We start from the raw sequence: 21,192 nt of genomic DNA, 5'->3' as shown, positions 1-21,192 counted from the left end.
CCGTACCCCCCACGCGCGGCCAGCCGCTGTTCACTGACCCGATGCGTGGCAAGACTTAGAGGGTTTGGTCTATGGACGCCAGCCGATTTTGCCCGGGAGACGCTGATGGACGTCGGCGGCCATCGGCACGATCAGCACACGGCCGGGATCGACGGGGCCGGGAAAGGCCAGCGCGCCATAGGCGACCTTCTCGAAACCGAGCGGCATGTAATAGGGCGGATCGCCGACGAGGATGACGCCCTGCGATCCCTTGCGGCGCGCCGCCTCGATGGCGATGCGCACCAGTTCGCGGCCGATGCCGCGGTTCTTGTGCGATGGCCTTACCGCCAGCGGTCCCAGCATGTGTCCCCGCACCTGACCGGCCAGAACCGGGGTCATCCGCACCGAAGCGATGGTCTCGCCATCGTCCGTGCAGACGAAGGAAAGCGAGCGATCATGCGGTCCCTGCTCTCGAATACGGGCGGCCGCCTTCACGAACCGGCCCGGTCCGAATGCCTCGGCATTGATCAGTTCGATGACGTCGTCATGCGATGCGTCTTCCGTCAGGTAGACAAGGTCGTGTTTTGCGAGAAGTTGCGGAGCCATGGTGAACCGAAGCCGTAGAAAAGAGCGGACAAGACAGGTGATCTCATTGACGCCGCTTGCAGCGTCTTTTCAAAGGATCAGCGTCGTCGTAGGGCTCTTGGCGCGGTCATTAAAAGGGTCCGAATGGATGTGACCTGCCGGTTAGCAGGATTTTTTTCGGGCGTCCAATGCAAAAACACAGTGTTTGCAGATTGACGCCTCGATATCCGCATCACCTGCCGTATTTATGCAGCACAACAGCAAAGGATAATTTCATGGGCATGCTCGTCGACGGCAAATGGCAGGACGTCTGGTATGACACCAAGGCAACCAAAGGGCGGTTCGAGCGGTCGCAGTCGCAGTTCCGCAATTGGCTGACGGCAGACGGCTCGGCAGGCCCGACCGGCAAGAGCGGCTTCAAGGCGGAAGCCGGCCGCTACCATCTTTACGTCTCCTATGCCTGTCCGTGGGCGCACCGGACGCTGATCTTCCGCGAGCTCAAACAGCTCCAGTCGTTGATTTCCGTGTCTGTCGTTGATTTTCTGATGCTCGAAAACGGCTGGGAATTCAAAAAGCCGGCCGGTGCGACGGGTGACGATCTCTACGGGCTCGACTATCTCTACCAGCTCTATCTCAAGGCCGATCCGAACTATTCCGGTCGTGTTACCGTCCCCGTCCTGTGGGACAAGTACCAGCAGACGATCGTCTCCAACGAAAGCGCCGAGATCATTCGCATGTTCAACACCGCCTTCGACGGGTTGACGGGGTCGAGCACGGATTTCTATCCCGAAGCATTGCGAGGTAATATCGATGAACTTAACGCGGTCGTCTATGCGACCGTCAACAACGGCGTCTACCGGGCCGGCTTCGCCACTACCCAGGACGCCTATGAGGAGGCGGTTGCGAAACTGTTCGCGACGCTGGACATGCTGGAGCAGCGACTGGGCTCAAGCCGTTACCTTTTCGGCGACAAGACGACGGAAGCCGACTGGCGGCTGTTCACCACGTTGCTGCGCTTCGATCCGGTCTATGTCGGGCATTTCAAGTGCAATATCCGGCGCCTCGACGATTATCCAAGCCTGTCGGGGTATCTGCGCGATCTCTATCAGCAGCCCGGCGTCGCCAGCACGGTGAACATGGACCATATCAAGGGGCACTACTACCGCAGCCACCGGACAATCAACCCGACGGGCATCGTGCCGGTCGGCCCGGAAATCGACCTTTCGCTGGCGCATGGCCGCGAGCGGCTGACCGGAAACGCCTGACCGGTCGTCGACGAAGCCCCGATGCCTGTCAGTTGAGTGCGGCGCGCGACCGCCGGCGCCGCACCAGCTTTTCCTTTGCCTCCTCGAGCGCCAGACCGATGAAATGGGCCAGCATGAACTCCGGCTCCTGCACTGCCAGCTTATGCGTCGCCATCAGATGATCGATCGCCATCTCTATTTTCGTCATGTCCCGCTCCCCGTTTATTAGGAACATGGTGTTTGAACATACATGCTGCCGCAAGCAGCTTCTGGCTGAATGATGAATGGGCGGCAGACTACCACTCCGGCGCGACATCGCAGGCGCCTGATAATTCTTCCAGTCTCCTGAGCGTAGACTTGGTCACGCCCTGCGGCAAAGCGTCGAGCGCGTAAAAACCGCATTCGGCAATTTCCTTGTCCGGTCTTCGTGGCTGCGTCTGCTTGACGGTAACGCGATAGAAAAGCACGTGATCGCGCTTGCTGGTGGTGCGGTTGTAATAGGCGCCCAGCAATTGCGGCTGCCCGAGGATTTCGAGATTGCCCTCCTCGCGCAATTCCTTTTCGAGCGCGGCCAGCGCCGTCTCGCGCCGCTCGATGCCGCCGCCTGGAAAATACCAGCCCGGCAGGTAGGTATGGCGCACCAGAAACACCCGCCCCTCTTCGTCGAAACAGGCCGCGCGCACGCCAAGGGTCATGCTGCGCGTGAGCAGAAAGTAGCGATGCAGCAGCCATACCAGCAGACGCGTGCTGAAACGGGAAATTTCCGGAATGCCTTCGTTGCTCATCACGCTTGCTCCTTGGCCATGTGGGCCCTATGTCATGTCCCCATGTACAGGTTCGCGCATATTTCCGACATCCATCTCGGACCGCTTCCGCAGTTAACCTTGCGCGAGCTGTTTTCCAAGCGGATAACCGGCTTCATCAACTGGCATCGCAACCGGCGCAAGCACCTGCTCGTGAACACGCTGGATCTGCTGCTGAGCGATATTCGCGATCATCACCCCGATCACCTGATGATTACCGGCGATCTCGTCAATCTGGCGACCGAAATCGAGATCCGGCTGGCGGGCGAGTGGCTCGAAAGCGTCGGTGCACCGCTGGCCACAACGGTCGTTCCGGGCAATCACGATGCTTACGTGCCCGGCGCGCACGACAAGTCGGTCAAGCGCTGGTATCCGTTCATCGCCGGCGATGCCAGCCCCGCCCAGTGGTCGGACGACGACCATGTGTTCCCGACCCTGCGTCGCCGCGGGCCGGTTGCCATCATCGGCTGTTCCACATCTCTGGCGACGCCGCCATTCTCTGCCACCGGTTTCTTCAGCGCCCGCCAGGCACGCGAAACGGTAGAGCTTCTCAAGAAGGCCGGCGAGGAAGGCCTGTTTCGCGTCGTCCTCATCCATCACCCGCCGATCCGCGGCGCTGCGGCCAGCCACAAGCGGATGATTGGCATCCGCCGTTTTAACGCGGCCATGTCGATGGGCGGCGCCGAACTGATCCTGCATGGCCACACCCATCTCGATACCGTCTATTTTCTGAAAACCCATAGCGGCGGGCAGATTCCCGTCGTCGGCATCGCCTCGGCTTCGCAGGGGCCTGGCGGGCATAAGCCGCGCGCTGCCTACAATCTCTTCACACTGACCGGCGAACCGGGCGCGTGGAACCTCATCTGCGAGCGTCGCGGCCTGACGGAGCCGGGTGACGCGATCACGCTCGACGATACGCGCCTGTTCTATGGTAACGACCCCCGCGAACCCGTATCCGCCATTCCGCAACCCGAGACATTGGCAGAGGTGCCGCCTCCGGCGCCGGCGTCGCCATGACAGCCTGGCGAAAGCCAGGAATGTTTCTATATCGCAAATTCTCCCCATTCGCGTGCCAGCACTGACCCCTCAACGCATCGGACGGACATGTCATCACAGTCAGACGTATCGGATATCAGACGCGACCTCGTTTCGCTCCTGCCAAGGCTGCGCCGCTTTGGGCTGGCCTGCTGCGGGCAGCCGGACGCGGTCGATAGCCTGGTCCGCGAAGCCTGCGCCCGCGCGGTACTGAACTGTCCGCGGCTGGATGACGGTGATCGACTGGAAAGCTGGGTCTTCTCGCTCATTCGTGCCATCTGGGCGGAAGACGGCAAGAAGCAGGCAGCCGCAAAGGATGAGGAACTGCGCCACGGCTTCGCCCATCACGATGCCATTCTCGCCCTGCCCACCGAGGCAGCGGCAAGCTTCCTGCTGGTCGCGGTCGAGAACCACAGCCATGCGCAGGCCGCGGACATCCTGGCGATCGAACCCGAGGCCGTAGCCATGCATGTGCTGATGGCTCGCCGGCATTTCGCCCAGCTGAGCGTCACTGCCGCCGAGCGGAGAGCCTGAAGCCATGCCGCATCTGCGCGATCTGTCCCGTGACACCCGCCTTTCCGCCGCGCTCGACGGTGAACTGGACGAGGCTGACAAGGCGGAAATCGAGGCCCTTGTGGCCAGCGACCCGCAGGCGCGGGCCGTGCAGGATGATCTGCGGCGCGGCTCGGATTTCGGTATCCAGGCCTTTGCCCAGGTATTGCGCGAACCGGTACCGCTGACGCTGGTGCGCAACATCAAGACCGCGACGCCGCCGCGCAAGGCCGTGCGCCTGCCGCAATCCCAGCGCCCCGCGCTGGAATTCAAACCGACGCGCCGTCAGGCATTCGCAGCCTGCGCCCTGCTCGTGATGGCTGCCGGCGCAATCGGCTACATGATCGGCAATCGCCCGCAGATGGAAACCTTTGCCCAGCTTGCAATGCCCGTTACCAGCGGCTGGCTTGAAGATATCGCCACCCACCACCGCGTCTTTTCGCGCCAGACGGATCACCTCGTCGAAGTGCCGGCATCGGATAGTCCGCATCTGGTCGACTGGCTGATGGCGACGACCGGCGTCTCCTTCCGAGTGCCCGATCTGAGCGCCGACAAGCTGGAGTTCCTCGGCGGCCGCCTGTTTTCCGCCGCCGGCAAACCCGTTGGCCAACTCGTCTATCGCGACGAGGACGGCGGCATCGTTTCGATCTGCTTTGCGCGAAATCTCGTCGGCAACGACCAGAACTTGGCCGAACAGATACGCGATGATATCGGCCTGATCGCCTGGCATCGCGACCAGACGGATTACGTCGTCACCGGCGCCTCGTCCGACGCGAAACTCGACGGCATCGCCGCGAAGGTGGCCGGGCGGATTTAAGCCGCTAGCAACAACAAAAACAGCCCGGAATCGCGTCCGGGCCGTTTTGTTTCCGGCGCCTGACCAGGGATCAGCGTTCGGCGATCACGCGGTTTGCCGCCGAAACGATCGCTTCCAGCGAGGCCGCCACGATATTTGTGTTGATGCCGGCACCGAACAGTTTTCCGCCCGGATGCTGCATCTCGACATAGGCGATGGCAGACGCATTCGAGCCGTGCTGCAGCGAATGTTCGGAATAGTCGTTCACTGACAGGTCGATGCCGAGATAGGCCGACAGCGCATTGATGAAGCCGTCTATCGGGCCGGTGCCCTTGCCCTCGATCGTCTTCACCACGCCGTTATCGGTAATCTCTGCGGAAACCACCCTCACGCTCTTGTGCTCCATGCCGGCCGGGAACGTCTGGTGATCGAGGAATTTGAGGCGCCCTTCAGGCTGCTCGACATAGCGCTCGATGAAACGCTCGTAGATGCGCCTGGAAGAAAGCTCCTTGCCCTCCTCGTCGGTGATGCGCTGGATCTCCTCGCGGAACTCCACCTGCAGATTGCGCGGCAGGTTGATGCCGTAATCCTGCTGGAGAATGTAGGCGATGCCACCCTTGCCGGACTGCGAGTTGATGCGGATGATCGCCTCGTAGGAACGTCCGACATCCTGCGGGTCGATTGGCAGATAGGGCACTTCCCAGACGGGATGGTTGGCGACCTTGATCGCCTTCATGCCCTTGTTGATGGCATCCTGGTGCGAGCCCGAAAACGCCGTATAGACCAGCTCGCCGACATAAGGATGCCGCTCGGGAATGACCATTTCATTGGAATATTCGTAGACGTCCTTGATGCGCTCTATGTCGGAACAATCCAGTTCCGGATCAATGCCTTGCGTGAACATGTTGAGCGCCAGCGTTACCACGTCGACATTGCCGGTGCGTTCGCCATTGCCGAACAGCGTGCCCTCGACGCGGTCCGCACCCGCCATCAGGGCCAGTTCGGTTGCGGCGATGCCGGTGCCGCGGTCATTGTGCGGATGAACCGAGATGATAACGTTTTCGCGATTATCGATATTGCGGCACATCCATTCGATCTGGTCGGCATAGATGTTGGGCGTCGCCATTTCCACGGTGGACGGCAGGTTGAGGATGAGCTTGTTGTCGGCCGTCGGCTTCACCTCGGCAATGACTGCGTTGCAGATCTCCAGCGCCACTTCCAGTTCCGTGCCGGTAAAGCTTTCCGGCGAATATTCGAACCGGTAACCGCCACCGGCCTTGGCAGCCATGTCGGTGATCATCTTGGCCGCATCGACCGCAATCTGTTTGATACCCCCGACATCCTTGGCGAACACGACGCGGCGCTGCAGTTCCGAGGTCGAATTGTAGAAATGGATGATCGGCCTGTGTGCGCCTTCCAGCGCCTCGAAGGTGCGGGTAATCAGCTCGGGCCGGCACTGCACCAGTACCTGCAAGGACACGTCTTCCGGCACACCACCCTCTTCCACGCACCAGCGGGCAAAGTCGAAATCGGTCTGCGAGGCAGAGGGGAAACCGATCTCGATTTCCTTGAAGCCCATGTCCAGCAAGAGCTGGAACATGCGCGCCTTGCGGTCATGCCCCATCGGGTTGACCAGCGACTGGTTGCCGTCGCGCAGGTCGACAGAACACCAGATCGGCGCCTTTTCGATGGTCTTCGATGGCCATGTGCGGTCGGGGATATTGATCGCCGGATAAGGGCGGTACTTAACGCCTGCCGACTGCATGCCCTTGGTGGATGCGGAAATCTTGCTGTCCATGTCTTCGTCCTTCGCTTGGCAACCCGCAGGAGCATCTTGCTCGATGCCGTGAGGCATTCCGACTACGGATGCTGGACCTTCTGGTCCGGTCTTGTTTCAGGGATTGGATGCGAGGAGCTCTTACGCCGGCGGGCTTTGTCGGCCGCCGGGCGCTCCTCAACGGACCCGGCAACCGAGTGTAAGGTCGAGGCCAAGAAGCGAGAGAGGCGCGAAAACCGTCGCCCCGGTAGCGGTGCTGCGGGCGGCAAAACGGTCGGACATGATCGCGCCTGTCATGGTCATGTCCGAATCTATAACCGTGAGGGATAGATGTGGCAAGAACGGCTTTTTGACTTTTGGTACGCAGTGTCTCACGAAAGAACGCAGCGATACGGTAGTGGAGAAATCGATGGATGCGTTCGAGCAGCTTGTCAGCGAAGTGTTGTGGAGCGAGGGCTGCTGGACGCAGACTGAAGTCAAGGTGGAATTGACCAAGGAAGAAAAGCGGTTGATCGGGCGCCCCAGCGCACCGCGGTGGGAGCTCGACGTTGTAGGTTATGCCCCACAAACCAACGCCTTGCGCATTATAGAATGTAAAAGTTATTTGGACAGCGCCGGGGTGGTCGCCCGCGACCTCATGGATCCAGATTCCAAAGGTGCAAACCGATATAAACTTTTCACAGACGAGACGCTACGCACTGTCGTCATACATCGGCTTGCTTTGCAGTTCACAGAGATGGGGGCTTGTGCACCGAATCCGAAGATAACCTTGGGCCTTGCATGTGGACATTTCCGAAGCACGGCAGATCAAGATGCGTTAAAACTGCATTTTGACGAGAGAGGCTGGGAGCTTCTGGATGAGGCGTGGATTGTTTCTCATCTGAAAACGCTCGCCAACGGGGGATACACAAACAAAACATCGGCGGTTGTGGCAAAATTGATTTACAGGAAGATGAAAGGCGTTATCTCCTAAGCCAGATCACGCTCGCCGAAACGTTCTTGCCAACGCTATCATAAGCCCCCCTGCAACTAATCCCCAGAAGGCGCCGGAAATACCGGCAAACGTTGTCCCTGAAGCCGTCACCAGAAAGGTGATGGCGGCGGCCTCCCGCATGACCGGATCCTGAAAGGCCGCATGCGCCGCATTCGACAGTGCGCCGATCAGCGCGAGCCCCGCCACCGCCTGCAACAGGATTGGCGGCGCGAGCGACACGAAGGCGATGATGCCGCCGGCGATCAGGCCCAGCACGATATACGCACTGCCGCCCACGATCGCTGCCCAGTAGCGGCGCCTGGGATCGGGATGGGCATCCTCGCTGGCGCACATCGCCGCCGTAATCGCGGCCAGATTGACTGGGACGCTGCCGAAAAGCGCGACGATGGCGGAGAACACGCCCGTCGAGGCAAACAGCGGCGCGGGCGGCGGCGTGTAGCCATGCGCCTTGAGGATGGCAATGCCGGGAATGTTCTGCGAGGCCATGGTGACGATGAAGAGCGGCAGCGCCACCGACACGAAACCGTGCCAGGTAAAGACGGGCTCGACGAATTCCAGCTGCGGGTGAATGGCGTCCGCCACCTGCGCCATCGCATCCGCCGGCAAATCGACACCAAAGACGAGGACCAGAACGAAAGCCAAGAGTGCCGCCGGCACGGCCCATAGACGAAAGCGCGTCACAACCAGCATCCAGGCCAGCACGATCGGCAGCCCAAGCAGCGGGTTGAAGGCAACGGCCTTGACCGGCGCCAAGCAAAGCCCAAGCAGAATGCCGGCCAGCATGGCATTGGCAAGTGGCGTCGGGATCAGCCGCACCGCCCGTGCAAAAGGCGGAAACAGGCCGGTCAGCGTGATCAGCGCGCCGCAGACGACGAAGGCGCCGACGGCGGCAGGAAACCCGCCATCGATCATCCCGGTCGTCGCCAGAAGCGCGCCACCCGGCGTGGTCCAGGCCATCAGGATCGGCATGCGGTGACGGATCGAGAAGAACACCGCAAGCACGGCCTGCGCCACGCAGACCGCCAAAAGCGCCGACGCCACCTGGTCGGATGTTGCGCCCATGGCCGCAAGCCCCTGCACGATCACGGCAAAGGAACTGACGAAGCCTACAAACGCGGTCAGGAACCCCATGAACAGGGCGGCGACGGAGAAATCTTTCAGCATTGGGAAGCCCTGTCTCGATAGTCTGACAGCAGGAGCACAGCGCGCCATGGGAGGCAAGGTCGCAACGGCTGCGCCGGGTACGCCCGCAATCGGGCAGGCCCTATCCACAGGCTTATGCCGGATTGCCAATTCCTAGACATAAAAATCAGACTAAATTAAAGGGTTCTTCCCATAGTGCCGGCATATTCCATGGGACATTTGGATGAGAATTTTGCCGTCGCCGCCGGCGTTCAGGGACTTCTTCTCTGGTCGCGTCAACCATCTCGCCTACATCGTACCAGCCTTTCTGGTGCTGGCCGTTGTGGCCGTGGGCATCGTGCGCGCCGTTCAGGACGAGCACGAACGCCATATGGGCATGCAGAGGCTGACCGCGTCCGAACAGCTGGCGCAGGTATCCGCCACCCTCGAAACCAACATCCACGGCAATGTCAATCTGATCCACGGGCTCGTGGCCGCCATCGCCACCACTCCCGATCTCACGCAGGCGCAGTTCGGAGCGCTCGCCGAACAGATATTCGATCACCCGTCACAGCTGAAAAACGTCGCGGCGGCACCGGATCTCGTCGTACGGATGATCTATCCCCTGGAAGAGAACCGTGAAATCCTCGGACAGGATTACACCGCCAATCCCAAGAAGTCCGTCTCGGTGACGGAGGCGATCCGGCGCCGCACCACGACGATTGCCGGACCGGTCAACCTCGTTCAGGGCCGCAAGGGTCTGTTTGCCCGCTACCCGGTCTTCCGCAAATCCAACGGCCATTTTTGGGGCATCGTATCGACGGTCATCGATATCGATCGCCTGATGCGCGACAGCAATGTCGATACCGCGCGCCAGACACTGGAAATCGCCATTGCGCGCCGGCATGTGCCGCGGCAAAAGGACGTGTTCTTCGGCGATTCAGCCCTGTTTTCGGCTGATGTCGTCCGTACCCGCATCGATCTGGGCTACGACACCTGGTATCTGGCCGCGCGGCCGAAGGCCGGCTGGCAGACGACGCCCCCGGATATCGGCCGGCTTTACATCTATTGCGCCCTGATCGTGCTGACCGTGCTGCTTCCCACCCTTTGGGTCGGGCTGCTGATCCGCCAACGGCACGGGCATATCAAGACGCTGCAACAGCGCGAGGAGCAGCTTCAGACGCAGAACGACGAGTTGCGCTCAGCGCGCCGCACGCTCGAACATCAGTCGCTGCACGACGCCTTGACCGGCCTGCCCAACCGGCGGTTTCTCGATCAGTTCATGGACGCTTCCGAGACGGCCTCGCAGAATGACCGGTTGGCTTTCGTCCATATCGATCTCGACCGCTTCAAGGAGGTCAACGACACGCTCGGCCATGCCGCCGGCGACGAGGTACTGCGCCAGACTACGGTTCGGCTTCAATCCCTGCTTCATGGCGACGAATTCGCCTCCCGGATCGGGGGCGACGAGTTCGTACTGGTCACCAGCGGCCGCGAAGCGGAGGCGCGTGCCGTGCACCTGGCGCGGTCCGTGGTGAAAGCTTTGGCACGCCCGATCGTCATTGCCGGCCACGAATGCCATGTCGGCTGCAGTGCCGGCGTCGCGGCGCAGACCGCCAACGGCGAAGATTCGCGGCAATTGCTCATCAACGCCGATGTCGCACTCTACGAGGCAAAGAAGCGGGGTCGCAACCGCGCTGAAATCTTTTCAGAAAACCTGCTTCTGGCCGCCATCCATACGAAACGCAGTTCCGACGAACTGCTGGTCGCCATCGAAAACGACCAGATCGTTCCCTATTTTCAGCCGCAGTTCGACGCCCGCAGCCTCGACATCGTCGGCGTCGAGGCGCTCGCGCGCTGGCAACACCCGACACGCGGCCTCCTGACGCCCGACAAGTTTCTCGATATTGCCGAGGGCCTGCACCGCTCAGGCGATATCGACGCCATCATTCTGCAAAAGGCGCTGTTCCAGGCGACGCGCTGGCGGGCCCGGGACCTCGCCATTCCGCATCTGTCGGTCAATATTTCGGCGCAGCGTCTGAAGGACGAGAATCTGCTGGAGCAGATTTCCAGCCTCAACATTGCCAAGGGCAGCCTGTCCTTCGAACTGCTGGAATCGATTTCCTTCGACGGCCAGGACAAGGCTTTGCGCTCGGTGATCGGCCAGTTGAAGGATATCGGCATCGATATCGAGATCGACGATTTCGGCTCCGGCCACGCCTCCATCGTCAGCCTGCTCGACCTTGATCCGAAACGCCTGAAGATCGACCGTCGCCTGATCACGCCGCTCCAGGCGACGGGGTCGCAACACCGGCTGGTGGCGGCGATCATCGAGATCGGCCGAAGCCAGGGCATCGAGATCGTCGCCGAGGGCGTCGAGACCGCGGCGCATGTCGACATCCTGCGCAACCTCGGCTGCCATGTCCTGCAGGGTTACGCCTTCGCCAAGCCGATGTCGGCCGAAGCCTTCGTCGAATTCGCCGAAACCTGGCAGGCGGAGCGCGGTGACCTGTTTTCCCGCAGCCGCCAGTCGGCCTGATTTTCAGCATTCGCCAAGCCATAAAAAAACCCCCGTCGGCACGCCGGCGGGGGATTTTACTAGCAATTCGTTCCGATCGGATCAGATTTCCGACTGGCTCTCCACGATGCGCGACACAAGGCCGTATTCGACCGCATCTTCGGCGCCGAGCCAGTAGTCGCGATCGATGTCCTTGGCGATCTTTTCTTCCGACTGGCCGGTGGCCTTGGCGAAGATCTTGATCAGGCGCTGGTTCATCTTGATGATTTCGCGGGCCTGGATCTCGATGTCGGAAACCATGCCGCGTGTGCCGCCGGACGGTTGATGCAGCAGGAAGCGGGTGTTCGGCAGAGCGATACGGCGTTCCTTCGGCACCGATACATAGATCAGCGCGCCGGCGGAAGCGACCCAGCCGGTCCCGATGATCCAGACCTTCGGCTTGATGAACTTGATCATGTCGTGGATGGAATCGCCCGATTCCACGTGACCGCCGGGCGAGTTCACGTAGATGCGGATATCTTCGTCGCCGGCGGCAGCAAGGGCAACCAGCTGGGTGCAGACCTTCTGCGCCAGTTCCTGGGTGATGCCACCATAGATGAAGATCGAGCGGGACTTGAAGAGATTGGCTTCAGTCTCCTTGCCGAGCGGCAATTCCTTCGTCTTGTCGTCTTCGTTTTCGTCGTTCATCAGTGTCTCCAGCATGGACGTGTCGATACCGCACATAATGCGTTCGGGCCGTTAAAACAATGTGCGAATGGGGTTAAGGTGAATTCGGCACGGCAGGCTTATCCCCAGTGCACCACCGGCATTTTGCCCATCGACGCCGAAAATCCCTGCGCCTAATCTGGCTGTCGGACCGGCCGATGGCGCAGACATGCGCAGGGACGGAGACAACAGGGGAACATCCATGCCGATTTTGAAGCGTCTTTCACTCACAGCCGTCATGTTTGCCGTCGCAACGGCGCCGGCCTTCGCCCATCTCGATCCGCACGAGCACGGCTCGTTCATGGCGGGCTTTTCCCACCCGCTCTTCGGCATGGACCACATCCTCGTCATGACAGCCGTAGGGCTGTGGGCAGCGCAGATCGCGCAAGATAGCGTTAGCCGTCGTGCCCTATGGATGGTCCCGGCAGCTTTCGTCGGCACGATGGCGCTCGGCTTCGTACTCGCCGTTTTCGGCATCGACCTTCCCTTTGTCGAGCCGGCCATTCTCGCATCGGTTATCGCGCTCGGCCTGCTGGTCGCCATGGCCATCAGACCCCCGGTCGCCTTTTGTGCAGCACTCGTCGGGCTGTTTGCGCTTTTCCACGGCCATGCCCATGGTGGAGAGCTCGGATCGGCCGGCGCGCTGCAGTTCGGCGCCGGCTTTGTCATGGCCACCGGGCTTCTGCATGCAGCCGGCATCGGGCTCGGTATCGGCATTGCCCGCCTCAACCCCGTATTGACGCGCGGTTTCGGCGTCATCACCGCCCTCCTCGGCGTGTCACTGGTCTTCGGCTGACCCGAAACACGTCGGCTTCGCATGACCAGAATGTAACGGGTCGCGCTTTGAAAAGCCGCGATCCACTCCTACTTCGTGGATGATATCACCGCCAAGGAGGCCGATATGTCACCCGAAGAACGCCAGCTTCTCACCGCCTTGTTCGACCGCGTCCAGACTGCATCCTCCAGCCCGCGCGACCGCGAAGCGGAAATGCTGATTGAAGACCAGACCCGTCGTCAGCCATACGCCGCCTATTATCTCGCGCAGGCCGTCATCGTTCAGGAGAAGGGGCTCGAAGCAGCTTCCCACCGCATCCAGGAACTGGAAGCGCGCCTGCGAGACCTGGAAACGGCCGCCGGCAACCAGCGCCAGGGCAGCGGCGGTTTTCTGAGTTCCATATTCGGCAACGGCGAACAGCCAAGGCAAGGTAGCGGTACCACCGGACCTTGGAGCAACGAGCGGCCTGACCGCATTCCCGTTCCGAACCAGGCCTATCGCGGCAATAGCGGCGACGACAACACCGACTATCGTGCACCACAGCAGCGAAGCGGACCATGGAGTGGCAGCCAGTCTTTCGGCTCCCAGCCCTATGCGCCATCGGCAGGCGGCAGCTTTCTGCGCGGTGCGCTTGGCACAGCGGCAGGCGTGGCAGGCGGCATGCTGCTGGCCAATTCTCTTTCCAGCATTTTCAGCAATCACGTTTCCGGCCTCGGCTGGGGTTCGGCGGCGGAAGGTGCGGCAGCCTTTGGCGGCGCACCGATCGAGGAGACGGTGATCAACAACTATTACGGCGATGACGCCGATAATGGAGATGCGCAGGTTTCCGATGACGGCAATATCGAGCAGGCCGATTACGGCGGTGACGAAAATGGCGCTTCGGATTACGGCGATGACGATTTCGGCGGCAGCGACGACAGTCTCGACGTCTGATCGTCATCATGCCGCGAACGAGAAAAGCGCCGGAGGGATGCGTTCCGGCGCTTCTTCTTGCAAGGGAGGCAACCTATCCCGGCCCCTCGCTTGAGCTCGGTGCGTTCGTCGCCGCAATCGATCCACTGGATCGATTGCTCCGGCTGCGCCGGACCGTTCCTCACCCACGTCCGCGGTAGGTCGGCACGCCCTGATCCGGCAGCCAGACGCCGGCCGGAATATCACCCGTCTGCCAGAACACGTCGATCGGGATGCCGCCGCGCGGATACCAGTAGGCGCCGATCCTCAGCCATTTGGGGTTCAACAGTTCGACAAGGCGCTTGGCGATATAGACCGAGCAATCTTCGTGAAACGCACCGTGATTGCGAAACGAGGTGAGGAAAAGTTTCAGCGACTTCGATTCCACCAGCCACGCATCGGGAATGTAATCGATGACGATATGAGCAAAATCCGGCTGCCCGGTCATCGGGCAGAGCGAAGTGAATTCCGGCGCGGTGAACCGCGTCACGTAATCCATGCCCTGATTGCTGTTGGGCACGCGCTCAAGCACCGCCTCCTCCGGGCTTTTGGGTGCATCCACCTGTTTGCCGAGCTGCGACAGCCCGCTGACATCCGTCATCGTCATTTGCCAATTCCTTCGATTGAGACAGTCTGTCCATGCGCGTGTTCGCCCTCGGGCTCGACATGGATCGCCAATGTGGCGCCGGGAATAACCGCTTTGATCGCATCTTCCAAGCGGTCGCAGATCTCATGCGCCTCGCGCACGGTCATTTTCGCCGGCACGACAAGGTGAAAATCGATGAAAGCCGCCGATCCCGCCCGACGCGATTTCAGGTCGTGAACATCGAGCGCGCCGCCGCAATGGTTGGTGATCGCCTCGTGGACCGCCGTCTCTTCCTCCGGTTCCAGCGCCTTGTCCATCAGCCCCCCAAGCGAATGGCTGATGACCTTGTAGCCCTGCCAAAGGATATTGATGGCGACGAAGATGGCGAGCAACGGATCGAGAATGGCGTAACCGGTCAGCACCGCCAGAACGAGGCCGACGAACACGCCCGCCGAAGTCACGACATCCGACATGATATGCTGGCCGTCGGCACTGAGAGCCGGCGAGCGATGCGCCCTGCCCGCGCGGATCAGCGTGGTCGCCCACACGGCATTGATCACCCCTGCAATCGCATTGATGCCAAGACCGAGCCACGGCGCCTCCGGCATGGCGGGCGCCAGCACGGCCTGCCACGCCTCCTGAATAATCAGCAGAGCAGCGACGACAATCAGCACGCCCTCAAGAACCGCCGAAATATATTCGGCCTTGTGGTGCCCGAACTGGTGATCCTCGTCGGCGGGTCGCTGCGCATAACGGATGACGAAATAGGCGATGAAGGCGGCGGCAACATTGACCAGCGATTCCAGACCATCCGAAAGCAGTGCCACGGAACCGGTAACCCACCATGCGCCAAGCTTGAGGCCCAGCACACCGATCGAGATCGGAATGCCCCACATCGCCAGCCGCTCGACGGTCTTGTCGTCCTTCACCACGTCAAAATCCCCAAATGCGTCTGCGAATGATTTGCAGAACGCCATGCCAAAAACGACGAAACCGCCGCAGCGAGATCGTATCGCGGCGGCGGTTTCGGATTAACGGCGGGTATGCTCCAGATTTGCCTGATTGTCAAAATTTTGCCGCGGTCGAGATCATGATACGCGAGAACCAGAGTGCCATTTGGTGCCGTCACCTGGACGATGCAGCTTGGCGCCGGTGGACAACAATGACGTTCAGAACATATGCCTGCAGATGCGGGCTCGCGCTCGCTACTCTCCTCATGTGCGGCGGCGGATATCTCGGCGCCCTGCAGCTGACGGAAAATTTTCACGAGATCATCCCCGGCAAGTTCTACCGCTCGGCGCAGCCATCACCGGAAGCGCTTGCCCGCTACGCCAAGCAATACGGCATCAAGACCGTGATCAATCTGCGCGGGGCCAACCCCACCAGTGACTGGTATCAGGCGGAAATCGCGGAATCGGAAGCGCTCGGCCTCACGCATATCGATTTTCGCATGTCATCACGCAAACAACTGACGGCCGAACAAAGCCGGGCACTTGTTCAGGTCATGCGATCCGCCCCCGGCCCGATCCTTGTCCATTGTCAGGCCGGCGCCGACCGCACCGGACTGGCATCGGTGATGTATCTACAGCAGATCGCCGGCGTCGATGAGGAAACCGCCGAATGGCAGCTCTCACCGATTTACGGCCATATCAGCCTGCCGTTCCTCAGCGCCTATGCGATGGATGACACCTGGGAAGCTTTTGAAAAGCTGATCGGCCTGCCGAGTTGACGCTTTCGCCTCACTTCGGAGATTACTCCAAAATCAACGCCATTAGCACACTGTCGATGTAGCGCCCATCGATCCTGATCGCATCGCGCGCAACACCTTCATGCAAAAAGCCGACCTTCTCATAGAGTGCGATGGCCCGAAAATTGTCCGCATGGGCATGCAGTTCCACTCGGTGGATGCCCGCAGCCTTCGCGGACTCCAAAGCAGCCAGCATCAGTCTGCGCCCCAATCCCCGGTCACGATAACCAGGGACGATGCCCATGCCGAGCACGCCGCTATGGGCTTCCGCATCCCGCGTGCCACGACGAATATCGCACCAGCCGACAACCCTGCCGTCGGCCACCGCCACCATATGCGGATGCCCGGCGGCGATATTGTCGCGAACGAAGGACAACATCGCCTCGACGGGCGGCGCCTCCAGAAACACGAGGTATTTTCGCTCGCGCGCAACGATGTCGAGGGCCTCGCGAAAACCCTCGACATGATCCTCACGGATCGGCTCGATGACGATTTCTTCCGTCACCTCATGCCGCCTTCGTCTCGCGCCTTCTGGCCAGATGCGCCACGACATTCTCGATCATCCGCATGCCGGAGTCGCCGCCCAGCGACATGATCGATTCCGGGTGGAACTGCACGGCCGCAATCGGCTCCTTCGCGTGTTCGATGCCCATGATCGTGCCATCCTCGCTTTCGGCGGTGATGATGAAATCCCGATCGAGCGTTGCCGGGTCGGCAAAGATCGAATGGTAACGGCCGACAGTCACATCCTGCGAGAGGCCCGAGAACACGATGCCTGGTTCCAGCACGCGAATGCGCGACGGCTTGCCGTGCATCGGGATGGCGAGATGGCGCAATTCGCCGCCATAGGCTTCCGCCAGCGCCTGCAGACCGAGGCAGACACCAAAGATCGGCAGGTTTTTCGCACGTGCCGCCTTGATCGTCGCCTTGCAGTCGAAATCCTTCGGATTGCCGGGGCCCGGCGACAGGACCACAAGATCAGGGTCGACCCGGTCGTAAATTTCCTGCGGCACGGGCGTGCGTACCGTGGAAACTTCTGCACCGGTCTGGCGGAAATAGTTGGCGAGCGTATGGACAAAACTGTCTTCGTGATCGACCAGCAGAATTTTCACGCCTTCGCCGACCTTGGCCACGTCGCGGCCAGCTTTGCCCGTATTGCCGGCGCGTGCATCTCGGATTGCGGAAATCATCGCGGATGCTTTCAGTTCGGTTTCGGCCTCTTCCTCTTCCGGGTTCGAGTCGTTGAGCAGCGTCGCCCCTGCCCGCACCTCGGCAATACCGTCCTTGATGCGGATGGTTCTAAGCGTCAGGCCCGTATTCATGTCGCCGTTAAAGCCGACCATGCCGATCGCGCCGCCATACCAGGCGCGCGGGCTGCGCTCGTTCTGCTCGACAAAGCGCATCGCCCACAGTTTCGGCGCACCGGTAACGGTAACGGCCCAGGCGTGGGAGAGAAATCCGTCAAACGCATCCATGCCAGGGCGCAAACGGCCCTCGATATGGTCGACCGTATGGATGAGGCGCGAATACATCTCGATCTGGCGACGACCGATCACCTTGACCGAACCCGGTTCGCAGACGCGGGACTTGTCGTTGCGATCGACATCCGAACACATGGTCAGTTCGGATTCGTCCTTCTTGGAATTCAGCAGCTTGAGGATCTGCTCGCTATCGGCAATCGCATCCTCGCCGCGCTTGATCGTGCCGGAGATCGGGCAGGTCTCGATACGACGGCCCGACACGCGCACGAACATTTCCGGCGAGGCACCGACGAGATACTCCTGATGGCCGAGATTGATGAAGAAGGAATAGGGCGACGGGTTGATCGCCTTGAGCCGGTTGGAAATCTGCGACGGGTTGCTGTCGCAACGCTCCATGAATTTCTGGCCCGGCACGACTTCAAACAGGTCGCCGCGCCGAAAACTTTCCTTGGCGCGGGTGACGAGCGCTGCATATTCGCCCGGCTTGTGGTCGCCCTTGGGCGGAATGACATCGGTACGCTGAAACGGTTCAGGGGCGATGTCAGAAGCCTTACCTTCGGTGGTTACGCCATCCTTGGAAAAATCATAGCGATCGACCCAGGCCTTGGCCGCATGGTGGTCAACGACGAGAATTTCATCCGGCAGGAACAGAACCATGTCGCGCTGGTCTTGCGGGCGCGCCATCGAAAGCTTGATCGCATCGAACTGGAAGGCGAGATCATAACCGAAAGCGCCGAACAAGCCGATGGCGCTGTCTGCATCTGAATGAAACAGGTCGACAACCGCGCGTAGAACCGTGAAAACGGTCGGCATTTTCGAGCGTTCTTCCTCGGTAAAGGCACGGGTCGGTTCATTGACGGTGAGGTCGAGGCGATGGTCGCTACGAGCATCGAGCGTCAGTTCCGGTTCTTTTGCCAGACGATCGGCAACGAAGTCGAGAAGCACCTCCCCGCGCCCGTTGAATGCTTCGATCCAGACCTTGCGGCCGTTCGAGGAAAAGCCCAGCGGCGGATCGGCAATGGCGGTATCCCAACGCGTATAACGGCCCGGATATTCATAATTGGAGGAGAAGACCGCCCCGCGATGCTCGTCGAGCCTGTCGACATAACTGCTGATGGCCGTCGCATATTCCGCCGGCCGGCGCTGGCGGCGCACCTGAATGCCGCCCCGCGTCGAATAGCTTTCCGAACCGTCGTCTTCGATTACCGTAACCATGTTCCGCCTCTGGATTGGTTGCCCGATCCTCTCGGCGGCTCAATAAAAAAGCCGCCTCGTGGTTCGGGCGGCTTGTCGTCGTCTTGTCGATGGACATGACTGGTCAAGGCCGCGTCAGCGTGCCCACCACCAGTTAGCAATGTTCATCGAGTTCATCATGGGGCGAATTGTTAGCGCGGCTTTGAAATGCATGCAAGCGGTTTCCTGCGGCAATTTATTGCCCCGTAGATGCGACCAAACCGGCGCCCTTTGCGTTCTCCCCTCTGCCGGACATCCGAAATCGGTATGCCGTGAATGAAAGGACCGATGAAGGATGAAGCAAATCCTTTGTGTTTTCGCCTGTCTGCCGCTTGCTCTCGGTGCTGCAACGCCACCTCTCCCGCCGGTTGCGGCCGTCGAGCGCACGGATGTGGTGCCGGTCAATGCCTTCGATCGCTTCATGAAGGATATCGGTGTCAGGAAACAGTCCTCCCGGTCCAAACCCTCCGAACGCCGACGGGCGCGCCCTGCCAAAAGCCGTGGCACAGCGCCTGCCGCTGCCGCCACCCCGGCGGTTGTCCCGGTCCCTCTCCCGAAGCCCGGCACGAAACCTGATGACAATGCCGCGCCTACTAACCAAACTGAAGACAGGACGCCGGCTGCAGCAGAGCCGCCCGTCACGGAAGCGCCACAAAACGAACCGCCCGTGCCGGAAGCCGCGCCTAAGGCACCCGTAGCGACCGGAGAGGCAGCTTCGTCTGAGACGATGAAGGTCGAGGACGTTCCAAAACCGCTCCCGAAACCGGAGATACCGGCTGCGGAAGCGGAAAACCCGGAAAAGGGTGAGGAAAAGCCGAAAGGTGAAACGCCCGCCGTTACGGACGATCCGGGAAAGACCGCAGAGCCGGGAAAGGCCGATCGGCCCGAAACGGACGAAGACAAGAAGCAGGAAGAGAAAGCGGACAGCCCCCCGCCGCCACCGCTTAAAAAGGAAGATCCGGAGGAGCTGAAAGCCTGCCTCGCCGATCTCGCCGCCCTTGGCGCGAAGTTTGAAACCATTCCGGCAATCACCGGCGAGGAGCCGGGCTGCGGCATCGAACAGCCGATCGCGGTGAAGGAAATTCTGCCCGGTGTCGAGACCGGTGGCGCGCAGATGCGCTGCAAGACGGCGAAGGCATTGGCAAGCTGGATGAAGGACAGTGTCCAGCCGGCGATGAGCGTTGCCATGCCCGGCCGCAAGATTACAGGCATCGTGCCCGGCTCAACCTATGCCTGCCGGCTGCGCAACAGCGCGTCCAGCGGCAAGGTTTCGGAACATGCGCGCGGCAACGCCATCGACGTTGCTGCCTTCAGGCTTGACAATGGGGAAACGTTCGAGATGAAGCCACGTCAGGAGGATTCGACGCTGGAAGGCGCCTTCCAACGCGCCGCCACTGCAGCCGCCTGCCTGTATTTTTCCACGGTTCTGTCACCCGGCAGCGACGCGACGCATCAGGATCATCTGCATCTAGACGTTCTGGATAGGACGAACGGGTATAGGTATTGCCGGTAATCAGACATCCATACGAAGAACTACGCCATCGGGTATATAGACGCCATTGACCGTGTTGTTCGACATCGACGCACTACCAAGGCCAGGCATCTTCATAAAGAATTTCATGCCCTGGATCACCGGACTGTCATCCGGGACCATCTCGATTGCGCTGATATCAATGCCGTGCATTCTGTCCCGGTTTTTTGTAATGGCGTCCGCGACTTCGCGGTAGAACTCCATCTTGTCCGTCTTCTTTTCGCCCGGGACTACCCATAGTTTCCAGATGTCGGTATCGGCGGAGTAAACCCATAACGCGGCCTTGGGCTTTATCGACCCGTGATCGAGCGCTCGGACCATTTCATGGCCGGCAGCTACCAAAAGCTCTTTGTCCATCGATACACTCCATGTTCCGGGTCGGATATTGCCAGCAACAACAGTTGAGCGCTGGAGCGATCGGTGCTCTCGTAACGGGCCTCGGGTGACCATTGTGCTGCAATGGCCCAGTTGGCATGGAAGGCAGGGTTTGCTTCCTGCTCCTGTTTCAATGCACCTCTCAAACCGGCCGACCCCACAAGACGAAGATAGTCATGAGTGTGAATGTCGTTGATGAACGCCTTGCTAGGAATTGCATTCGCTTCGATCATCTTGGCCAGGCATGCTTTGAGGGAAAACTCCACAGCATATCCAGCCAGGTAAAACGCGCCCGAATAGTGGGAGCGTTCGAAAAGAATGCGTGCTTCCTCTATCCTTGACGCAGATAGAGCCTTCAGGACGTCACCACGCAAGCCAAACGGCATCACACCCTCACAGCATC

At 60.6% G+C, this 21,192-nt stretch carries 23 protein-coding genes; 10 read left to right on the top strand and 13 right to left on the bottom strand.

Features of this window, described 5'->3' with window-relative positions:
• Positions 1 to 69: 69 nt before the first annotated feature.
• Positions 70 to 585 carry a GNAT family N-acetyltransferase gene (locus ACQKKX_RS03140; protein ID WP_427568701.1) on the bottom strand — a complete coding sequence of 172 codons (516 nt, stop codon included), beginning with the start codon at positions 583 to 585 and terminating at the stop codon, positions 70 to 72.
• A 254-nt stretch (positions 586 to 839) separates the two neighbouring features.
• Between ACQKKX_RS03140 and ACQKKX_RS03135 the strand changes: the two genes are divergently transcribed.
• Positions 840 to 1,829 (top strand): glutathione S-transferase family protein, encoded by a 990-nt coding sequence (locus tag ACQKKX_RS03135; protein WP_427568699.1) that lies wholly within the window; start codon positions 840 to 842, stop codon positions 1,827 to 1,829.
• A gap of 28 nt (positions 1,830 to 1,857) precedes the next feature.
• On the opposite strand, the gene ACQKKX_RS03130 is transcribed toward ACQKKX_RS03135, so the two are convergent.
• Both ACQKKX_RS03130 and ACQKKX_RS03125 read right to left on the bottom strand, forming a co-directional pair.
• Complete coding sequence (locus ACQKKX_RS03130) at positions 1,858 to 2,016, bottom strand: hypothetical protein (RefSeq protein ID WP_427568697.1); 159 nt, start codon at positions 2,014 to 2,016, stop codon at positions 1,858 to 1,860.
• 88 nt (positions 2,017 to 2,104) lie between these two features.
• Positions 2,105 to 2,593: an NUDIX domain-containing protein gene (locus ACQKKX_RS03125; protein ID WP_427568695.1), complete on the bottom strand. Its 489-nt coding sequence runs from the start codon at positions 2,591 to 2,593 to the stop codon at positions 2,105 to 2,107.
• A gap of 42 nt (positions 2,594 to 2,635) precedes the next feature.
• Between ACQKKX_RS03125 and ACQKKX_RS03120 the strand changes: the two genes are divergently transcribed.
• From ACQKKX_RS03120 to ACQKKX_RS03110, 3 genes are all read left to right on the top strand, one after another.
• Positions 2,636 to 3,628 (top strand): metallophosphoesterase family protein, encoded by a 993-nt coding sequence (locus ACQKKX_RS03120; RefSeq protein WP_427568693.1) that lies wholly within the window; start codon positions 2,636 to 2,638, stop codon positions 3,626 to 3,628.
• An 87-nt stretch (positions 3,629 to 3,715) separates the two neighbouring features.
• Positions 3,716 to 4,180: a sigma factor-like helix-turn-helix DNA-binding protein gene (locus ACQKKX_RS03115; protein ID WP_427568691.1), complete on the top strand. Its 465-nt coding sequence runs from the start codon at positions 3,716 to 3,718 to the stop codon at positions 4,178 to 4,180.
• Positions 4,181 to 4,184: 4 nt separating this feature from the next.
• Positions 4,185 to 5,015: an anti-sigma factor family protein gene (locus tag ACQKKX_RS03110; protein WP_427568689.1), complete on the top strand. Its 831-nt coding sequence runs from the start codon at positions 4,185 to 4,187 to the stop codon at positions 5,013 to 5,015.
• 70 nt (positions 5,016 to 5,085) lie between these two features.
• On the opposite strand, the gene leuA is transcribed toward ACQKKX_RS03110, so the two are convergent.
• Both leuA and ACQKKX_RS03100 read right to left on the bottom strand, forming a co-directional pair.
• Positions 5,086 to 6,792 carry a 2-isopropylmalate synthase gene (gene leuA, locus ACQKKX_RS03105; RefSeq protein ID WP_427568687.1) on the bottom strand — a complete coding sequence of 569 codons (1,707 nt, stop codon included), beginning with the start codon at positions 6,790 to 6,792 and terminating at the stop codon, positions 5,086 to 5,088.
• Between the two features lie 156 nt (positions 6,793 to 6,948).
• The gene (locus tag ACQKKX_RS03100) at positions 6,949 to 7,074 is read right to left on the bottom strand and encodes a hypothetical protein (protein ID WP_427568686.1); all 126 of its coding nucleotides are present in this window, start codon (positions 7,072 to 7,074) and stop codon (positions 6,949 to 6,951) included.
• A 106-nt stretch (positions 7,075 to 7,180) separates the two neighbouring features.
• Here ACQKKX_RS03100 and ACQKKX_RS03095 point away from each other — a divergent pair, with 106 nt between their 5' ends.
• The gene (locus ACQKKX_RS03095; protein WP_427568684.1) at positions 7,181 to 7,744 is read left to right on the top strand and encodes a hypothetical protein; all 564 of its coding nucleotides are present in this window, start codon (positions 7,181 to 7,183) and stop codon (positions 7,742 to 7,744) included.
• Positions 7,745 to 7,750: 6 nt separating this feature from the next.
• Here ACQKKX_RS03095 and ACQKKX_RS03090 read toward each other — a convergent pair whose 3' ends face one another.
• Positions 7,751 to 8,929: a benzoate/H(+) symporter BenE family transporter gene (locus ACQKKX_RS03090; RefSeq protein ID WP_427568682.1), complete on the bottom strand. Its 1,179-nt coding sequence runs from the start codon at positions 8,927 to 8,929 to the stop codon at positions 7,751 to 7,753.
• A 202-nt stretch (positions 8,930 to 9,131) separates the two neighbouring features.
• On the opposite strand from ACQKKX_RS03090, the gene ACQKKX_RS03085 reads away from it, so the two are divergent.
• Entirely contained in the window at positions 9,132 to 11,426 is a 2,295-nt protein-coding gene (locus tag ACQKKX_RS03085) for a bifunctional diguanylate cyclase/phosphodiesterase (protein ID WP_427568680.1), read from the top strand.
• A gap of 81 nt (positions 11,427 to 11,507) precedes the next feature.
• Here the strand turns inward: ACQKKX_RS03085 and ACQKKX_RS03080 are convergent, their stop codons facing one another.
• On the bottom strand, positions 11,508 to 12,092 hold the full coding sequence (locus ACQKKX_RS03080; protein WP_427568678.1) for an ATP-dependent Clp protease proteolytic subunit: 585 nt from the start codon (positions 12,090 to 12,092) through the stop codon (positions 11,508 to 11,510).
• 226 nt (positions 12,093 to 12,318) lie between these two features.
• On the opposite strand from ACQKKX_RS03080, the gene ACQKKX_RS03075 reads away from it, so the two are divergent.
• Together ACQKKX_RS03075 and ACQKKX_RS03070 are read left to right on the top strand one after the other, a co-directional pair.
• Complete coding sequence (locus ACQKKX_RS03075) at positions 12,319 to 12,906, top strand: HupE/UreJ family protein (protein ID WP_427569335.1); 588 nt, start codon at positions 12,319 to 12,321, stop codon at positions 12,904 to 12,906.
• Between the two features lie 105 nt (positions 12,907 to 13,011).
• Positions 13,012 to 13,818 carry a DUF2076 domain-containing protein gene (locus ACQKKX_RS03070; protein WP_427568676.1) on the top strand — a complete coding sequence of 269 codons (807 nt, stop codon included), beginning with the start codon at positions 13,012 to 13,014 and terminating at the stop codon, positions 13,816 to 13,818.
• A 160-nt stretch (positions 13,819 to 13,978) separates the two neighbouring features.
• Here ACQKKX_RS03070 and queF read toward each other — a convergent pair whose 3' ends face one another.
• Both queF and ACQKKX_RS03060 read right to left on the bottom strand, forming a co-directional pair.
• Positions 13,979 to 14,443 carry a preQ(1) synthase gene (gene queF / locus ACQKKX_RS03065; RefSeq protein WP_427568674.1) on the bottom strand — a complete coding sequence of 155 codons (465 nt, stop codon included), beginning with the start codon at positions 14,441 to 14,443 and terminating at the stop codon, positions 13,979 to 13,981.
• Entirely contained in the window at positions 14,440 to 15,318 is an 879-nt protein-coding gene (locus tag ACQKKX_RS03060) for a cation diffusion facilitator family transporter (protein WP_427569334.1), read from the bottom strand. Before ACQKKX_RS03060 ends, queF begins: the two co-directional genes overlap by 4 nt.
• Before the next feature lie 266 nt (positions 15,319 to 15,584).
• Here ACQKKX_RS03060 and ACQKKX_RS03055 point away from each other — a divergent pair, with 266 nt between their 5' ends.
• Complete coding sequence (locus ACQKKX_RS03055) at positions 15,585 to 16,151, top strand: dual specificity protein phosphatase family protein (protein ID WP_427568672.1); 567 nt, start codon at positions 15,585 to 15,587, stop codon at positions 16,149 to 16,151.
• 22 nt (positions 16,152 to 16,173) lie between these two features.
• Here ACQKKX_RS03055 and ACQKKX_RS03050 read toward each other — a convergent pair whose 3' ends face one another.
• Together ACQKKX_RS03050 and ACQKKX_RS03045 are read right to left on the bottom strand one after the other, a co-directional pair.
• Positions 16,174 to 16,722, bottom strand: a complete 549-nt coding sequence (locus tag ACQKKX_RS03050) for an N-acetyltransferase family protein (protein ID WP_427568670.1) — start codon at positions 16,720 to 16,722, stop codon at positions 16,174 to 16,176.
• Positions 16,676 to 18,865 (bottom strand): anthranilate synthase, encoded by a 2,190-nt coding sequence (locus tag ACQKKX_RS03045; RefSeq protein ID WP_427568668.1) that lies wholly within the window; start codon positions 18,863 to 18,865, stop codon positions 16,676 to 16,678. Before ACQKKX_RS03045 ends, ACQKKX_RS03050 begins: the two co-directional genes overlap by 47 nt.
• A 313-nt stretch (positions 18,866 to 19,178) precedes the next feature.
• On the opposite strand from ACQKKX_RS03045, the gene ACQKKX_RS03040 reads away from it, so the two are divergent.
• Positions 19,179 to 20,396 carry an extensin family protein gene (locus ACQKKX_RS03040; protein ID WP_427568666.1) on the top strand — a complete coding sequence of 406 codons (1,218 nt, stop codon included), beginning with the start codon at positions 19,179 to 19,181 and terminating at the stop codon, positions 20,394 to 20,396.
• Here the strand turns inward: ACQKKX_RS03040 and ACQKKX_RS03035 are convergent, their stop codons facing one another.
• A complete protein-coding gene (locus ACQKKX_RS03035; RefSeq protein ID WP_427568663.1) occupies positions 20,397 to 20,771 on the bottom strand; it encodes a hypothetical protein in 375 nt (124 codons plus the stop codon).
• Positions 20,750 to 21,175: a HEPN domain-containing protein gene (locus ACQKKX_RS03030; RefSeq protein WP_427568660.1), complete on the bottom strand. Its 426-nt coding sequence runs from the start codon at positions 21,173 to 21,175 to the stop codon at positions 20,750 to 20,752. Before ACQKKX_RS03030 ends, ACQKKX_RS03035 begins: the two co-directional genes overlap by 22 nt.
• Positions 21,176 to 21,192: the final 17 nt, after the last annotated feature.

This window comes from Neorhizobium sp. NPDC001467 (assembly GCF_050275975.1).
Taxonomy (GTDB): domain Bacteria; phylum Pseudomonadota; class Alphaproteobacteria; order Rhizobiales; family Rhizobiaceae; genus Neorhizobium.
The sequence above is the reverse complement of the archived record's forward strand: the minus strand, read 5'-3'. Positions and strand labels throughout refer to the sequence as shown.

Excerpts from the sequence above, each read along its gene's own strand:
- ACQKKX_RS03120 (WP_427568693.1), top strand. The coding sequence starts at position 2,636 with ATGTACAGGTTCGCGCATATTTCCGACATCCATCTCGGACCGCTTCCG.
- ACQKKX_RS03040 (WP_427568666.1), top strand. The coding sequence starts at position 19,179 with ATGAAGCAAATCCTTTGTGTTTTCGCCTGTCTGCCGCTTGCTCTCGGT.
- ACQKKX_RS03060 (WP_427569334.1), bottom strand. The coding sequence starts at position 15,318 with ATGTGGGGCATTCCGATCTCGATCGGTGTGCTGGGCCTCAAGCTTGGC.
- ACQKKX_RS03140 (WP_427568701.1), bottom strand. The coding sequence starts at position 585 with ATGGCTCCGCAACTTCTCGCAAAACACGACCTTGTCTACCTGACGGAA.
- ACQKKX_RS03125 (WP_427568695.1), bottom strand. The coding sequence starts at position 2,593 with ATGAGCAACGAAGGCATTCCGGAAATTTCCCGTTTCAGCACGCGTCTG.
- ACQKKX_RS03070 (WP_427568676.1), top strand. The coding sequence starts at position 13,012 with ATGTCACCCGAAGAACGCCAGCTTCTCACCGCCTTGTTCGACCGCGTC.
- ACQKKX_RS03115 (WP_427568691.1), top strand. The coding sequence starts at position 3,716 with ATGTCATCACAGTCAGACGTATCGGATATCAGACGCGACCTCGTTTCG.
- ACQKKX_RS03045 (WP_427568668.1), bottom strand. The coding sequence starts at position 18,865 with ATGGTTACGGTAATCGAAGACGACGGTTCGGAAAGCTATTCGACGCGG.
- ACQKKX_RS03135 (WP_427568699.1), top strand. The coding sequence starts at position 840 with ATGGGCATGCTCGTCGACGGCAAATGGCAGGACGTCTGGTATGACACC.
- leuA (WP_427568687.1), bottom strand. The coding sequence starts at position 6,792 with ATGGACAGCAAGATTTCCGCATCCACCAAGGGCATGCAGTCGGCAGGC.
- ACQKKX_RS03095 (WP_427568684.1), top strand. The coding sequence starts at position 7,181 with ATGGATGCGTTCGAGCAGCTTGTCAGCGAAGTGTTGTGGAGCGAGGGC.
- ACQKKX_RS03080 (WP_427568678.1), bottom strand. The coding sequence starts at position 12,092 with ATGAACGACGAAAACGAAGACGACAAGACGAAGGAATTGCCGCTCGGC.
- ACQKKX_RS03110 (WP_427568689.1), top strand. The coding sequence starts at position 4,185 with ATGCCGCATCTGCGCGATCTGTCCCGTGACACCCGCCTTTCCGCCGCG.
- ACQKKX_RS03130 (WP_427568697.1), bottom strand. The coding sequence starts at position 2,016 with ATGACGAAAATAGAGATGGCGATCGATCATCTGATGGCGACGCATAAG.
- queF (WP_427568674.1), bottom strand. The coding sequence starts at position 14,443 with ATGACGATGACGGATGTCAGCGGGCTGTCGCAGCTCGGCAAACAGGTG.
- ACQKKX_RS03030 (WP_427568660.1), bottom strand. The coding sequence starts at position 21,175 with ATGCCGTTTGGCTTGCGTGGTGACGTCCTGAAGGCTCTATCTGCGTCA.
- ACQKKX_RS03055 (WP_427568672.1), top strand. The coding sequence starts at position 15,585 with ATGACGTTCAGAACATATGCCTGCAGATGCGGGCTCGCGCTCGCTACT.
- ACQKKX_RS03090 (WP_427568682.1), bottom strand. The coding sequence starts at position 8,929 with ATGCTGAAAGATTTCTCCGTCGCCGCCCTGTTCATGGGGTTCCTGACC.
- ACQKKX_RS03035 (WP_427568663.1), bottom strand. The coding sequence starts at position 20,771 with ATGGACAAAGAGCTTTTGGTAGCTGCCGGCCATGAAATGGTCCGAGCG.
- ACQKKX_RS03050 (WP_427568670.1), bottom strand. The coding sequence starts at position 16,722 with ATGTCGTGGCGCATCTGGCCAGAAGGCGCGAGACGAAGGCGGCATGAG.
- ACQKKX_RS03085 (WP_427568680.1), top strand. The coding sequence starts at position 9,132 with ATGAGAATTTTGCCGTCGCCGCCGGCGTTCAGGGACTTCTTCTCTGGT.
- ACQKKX_RS03100 (WP_427568686.1), bottom strand. The coding sequence starts at position 7,074 with ATGACCATGACAGGCGCGATCATGTCCGACCGTTTTGCCGCCCGCAGC.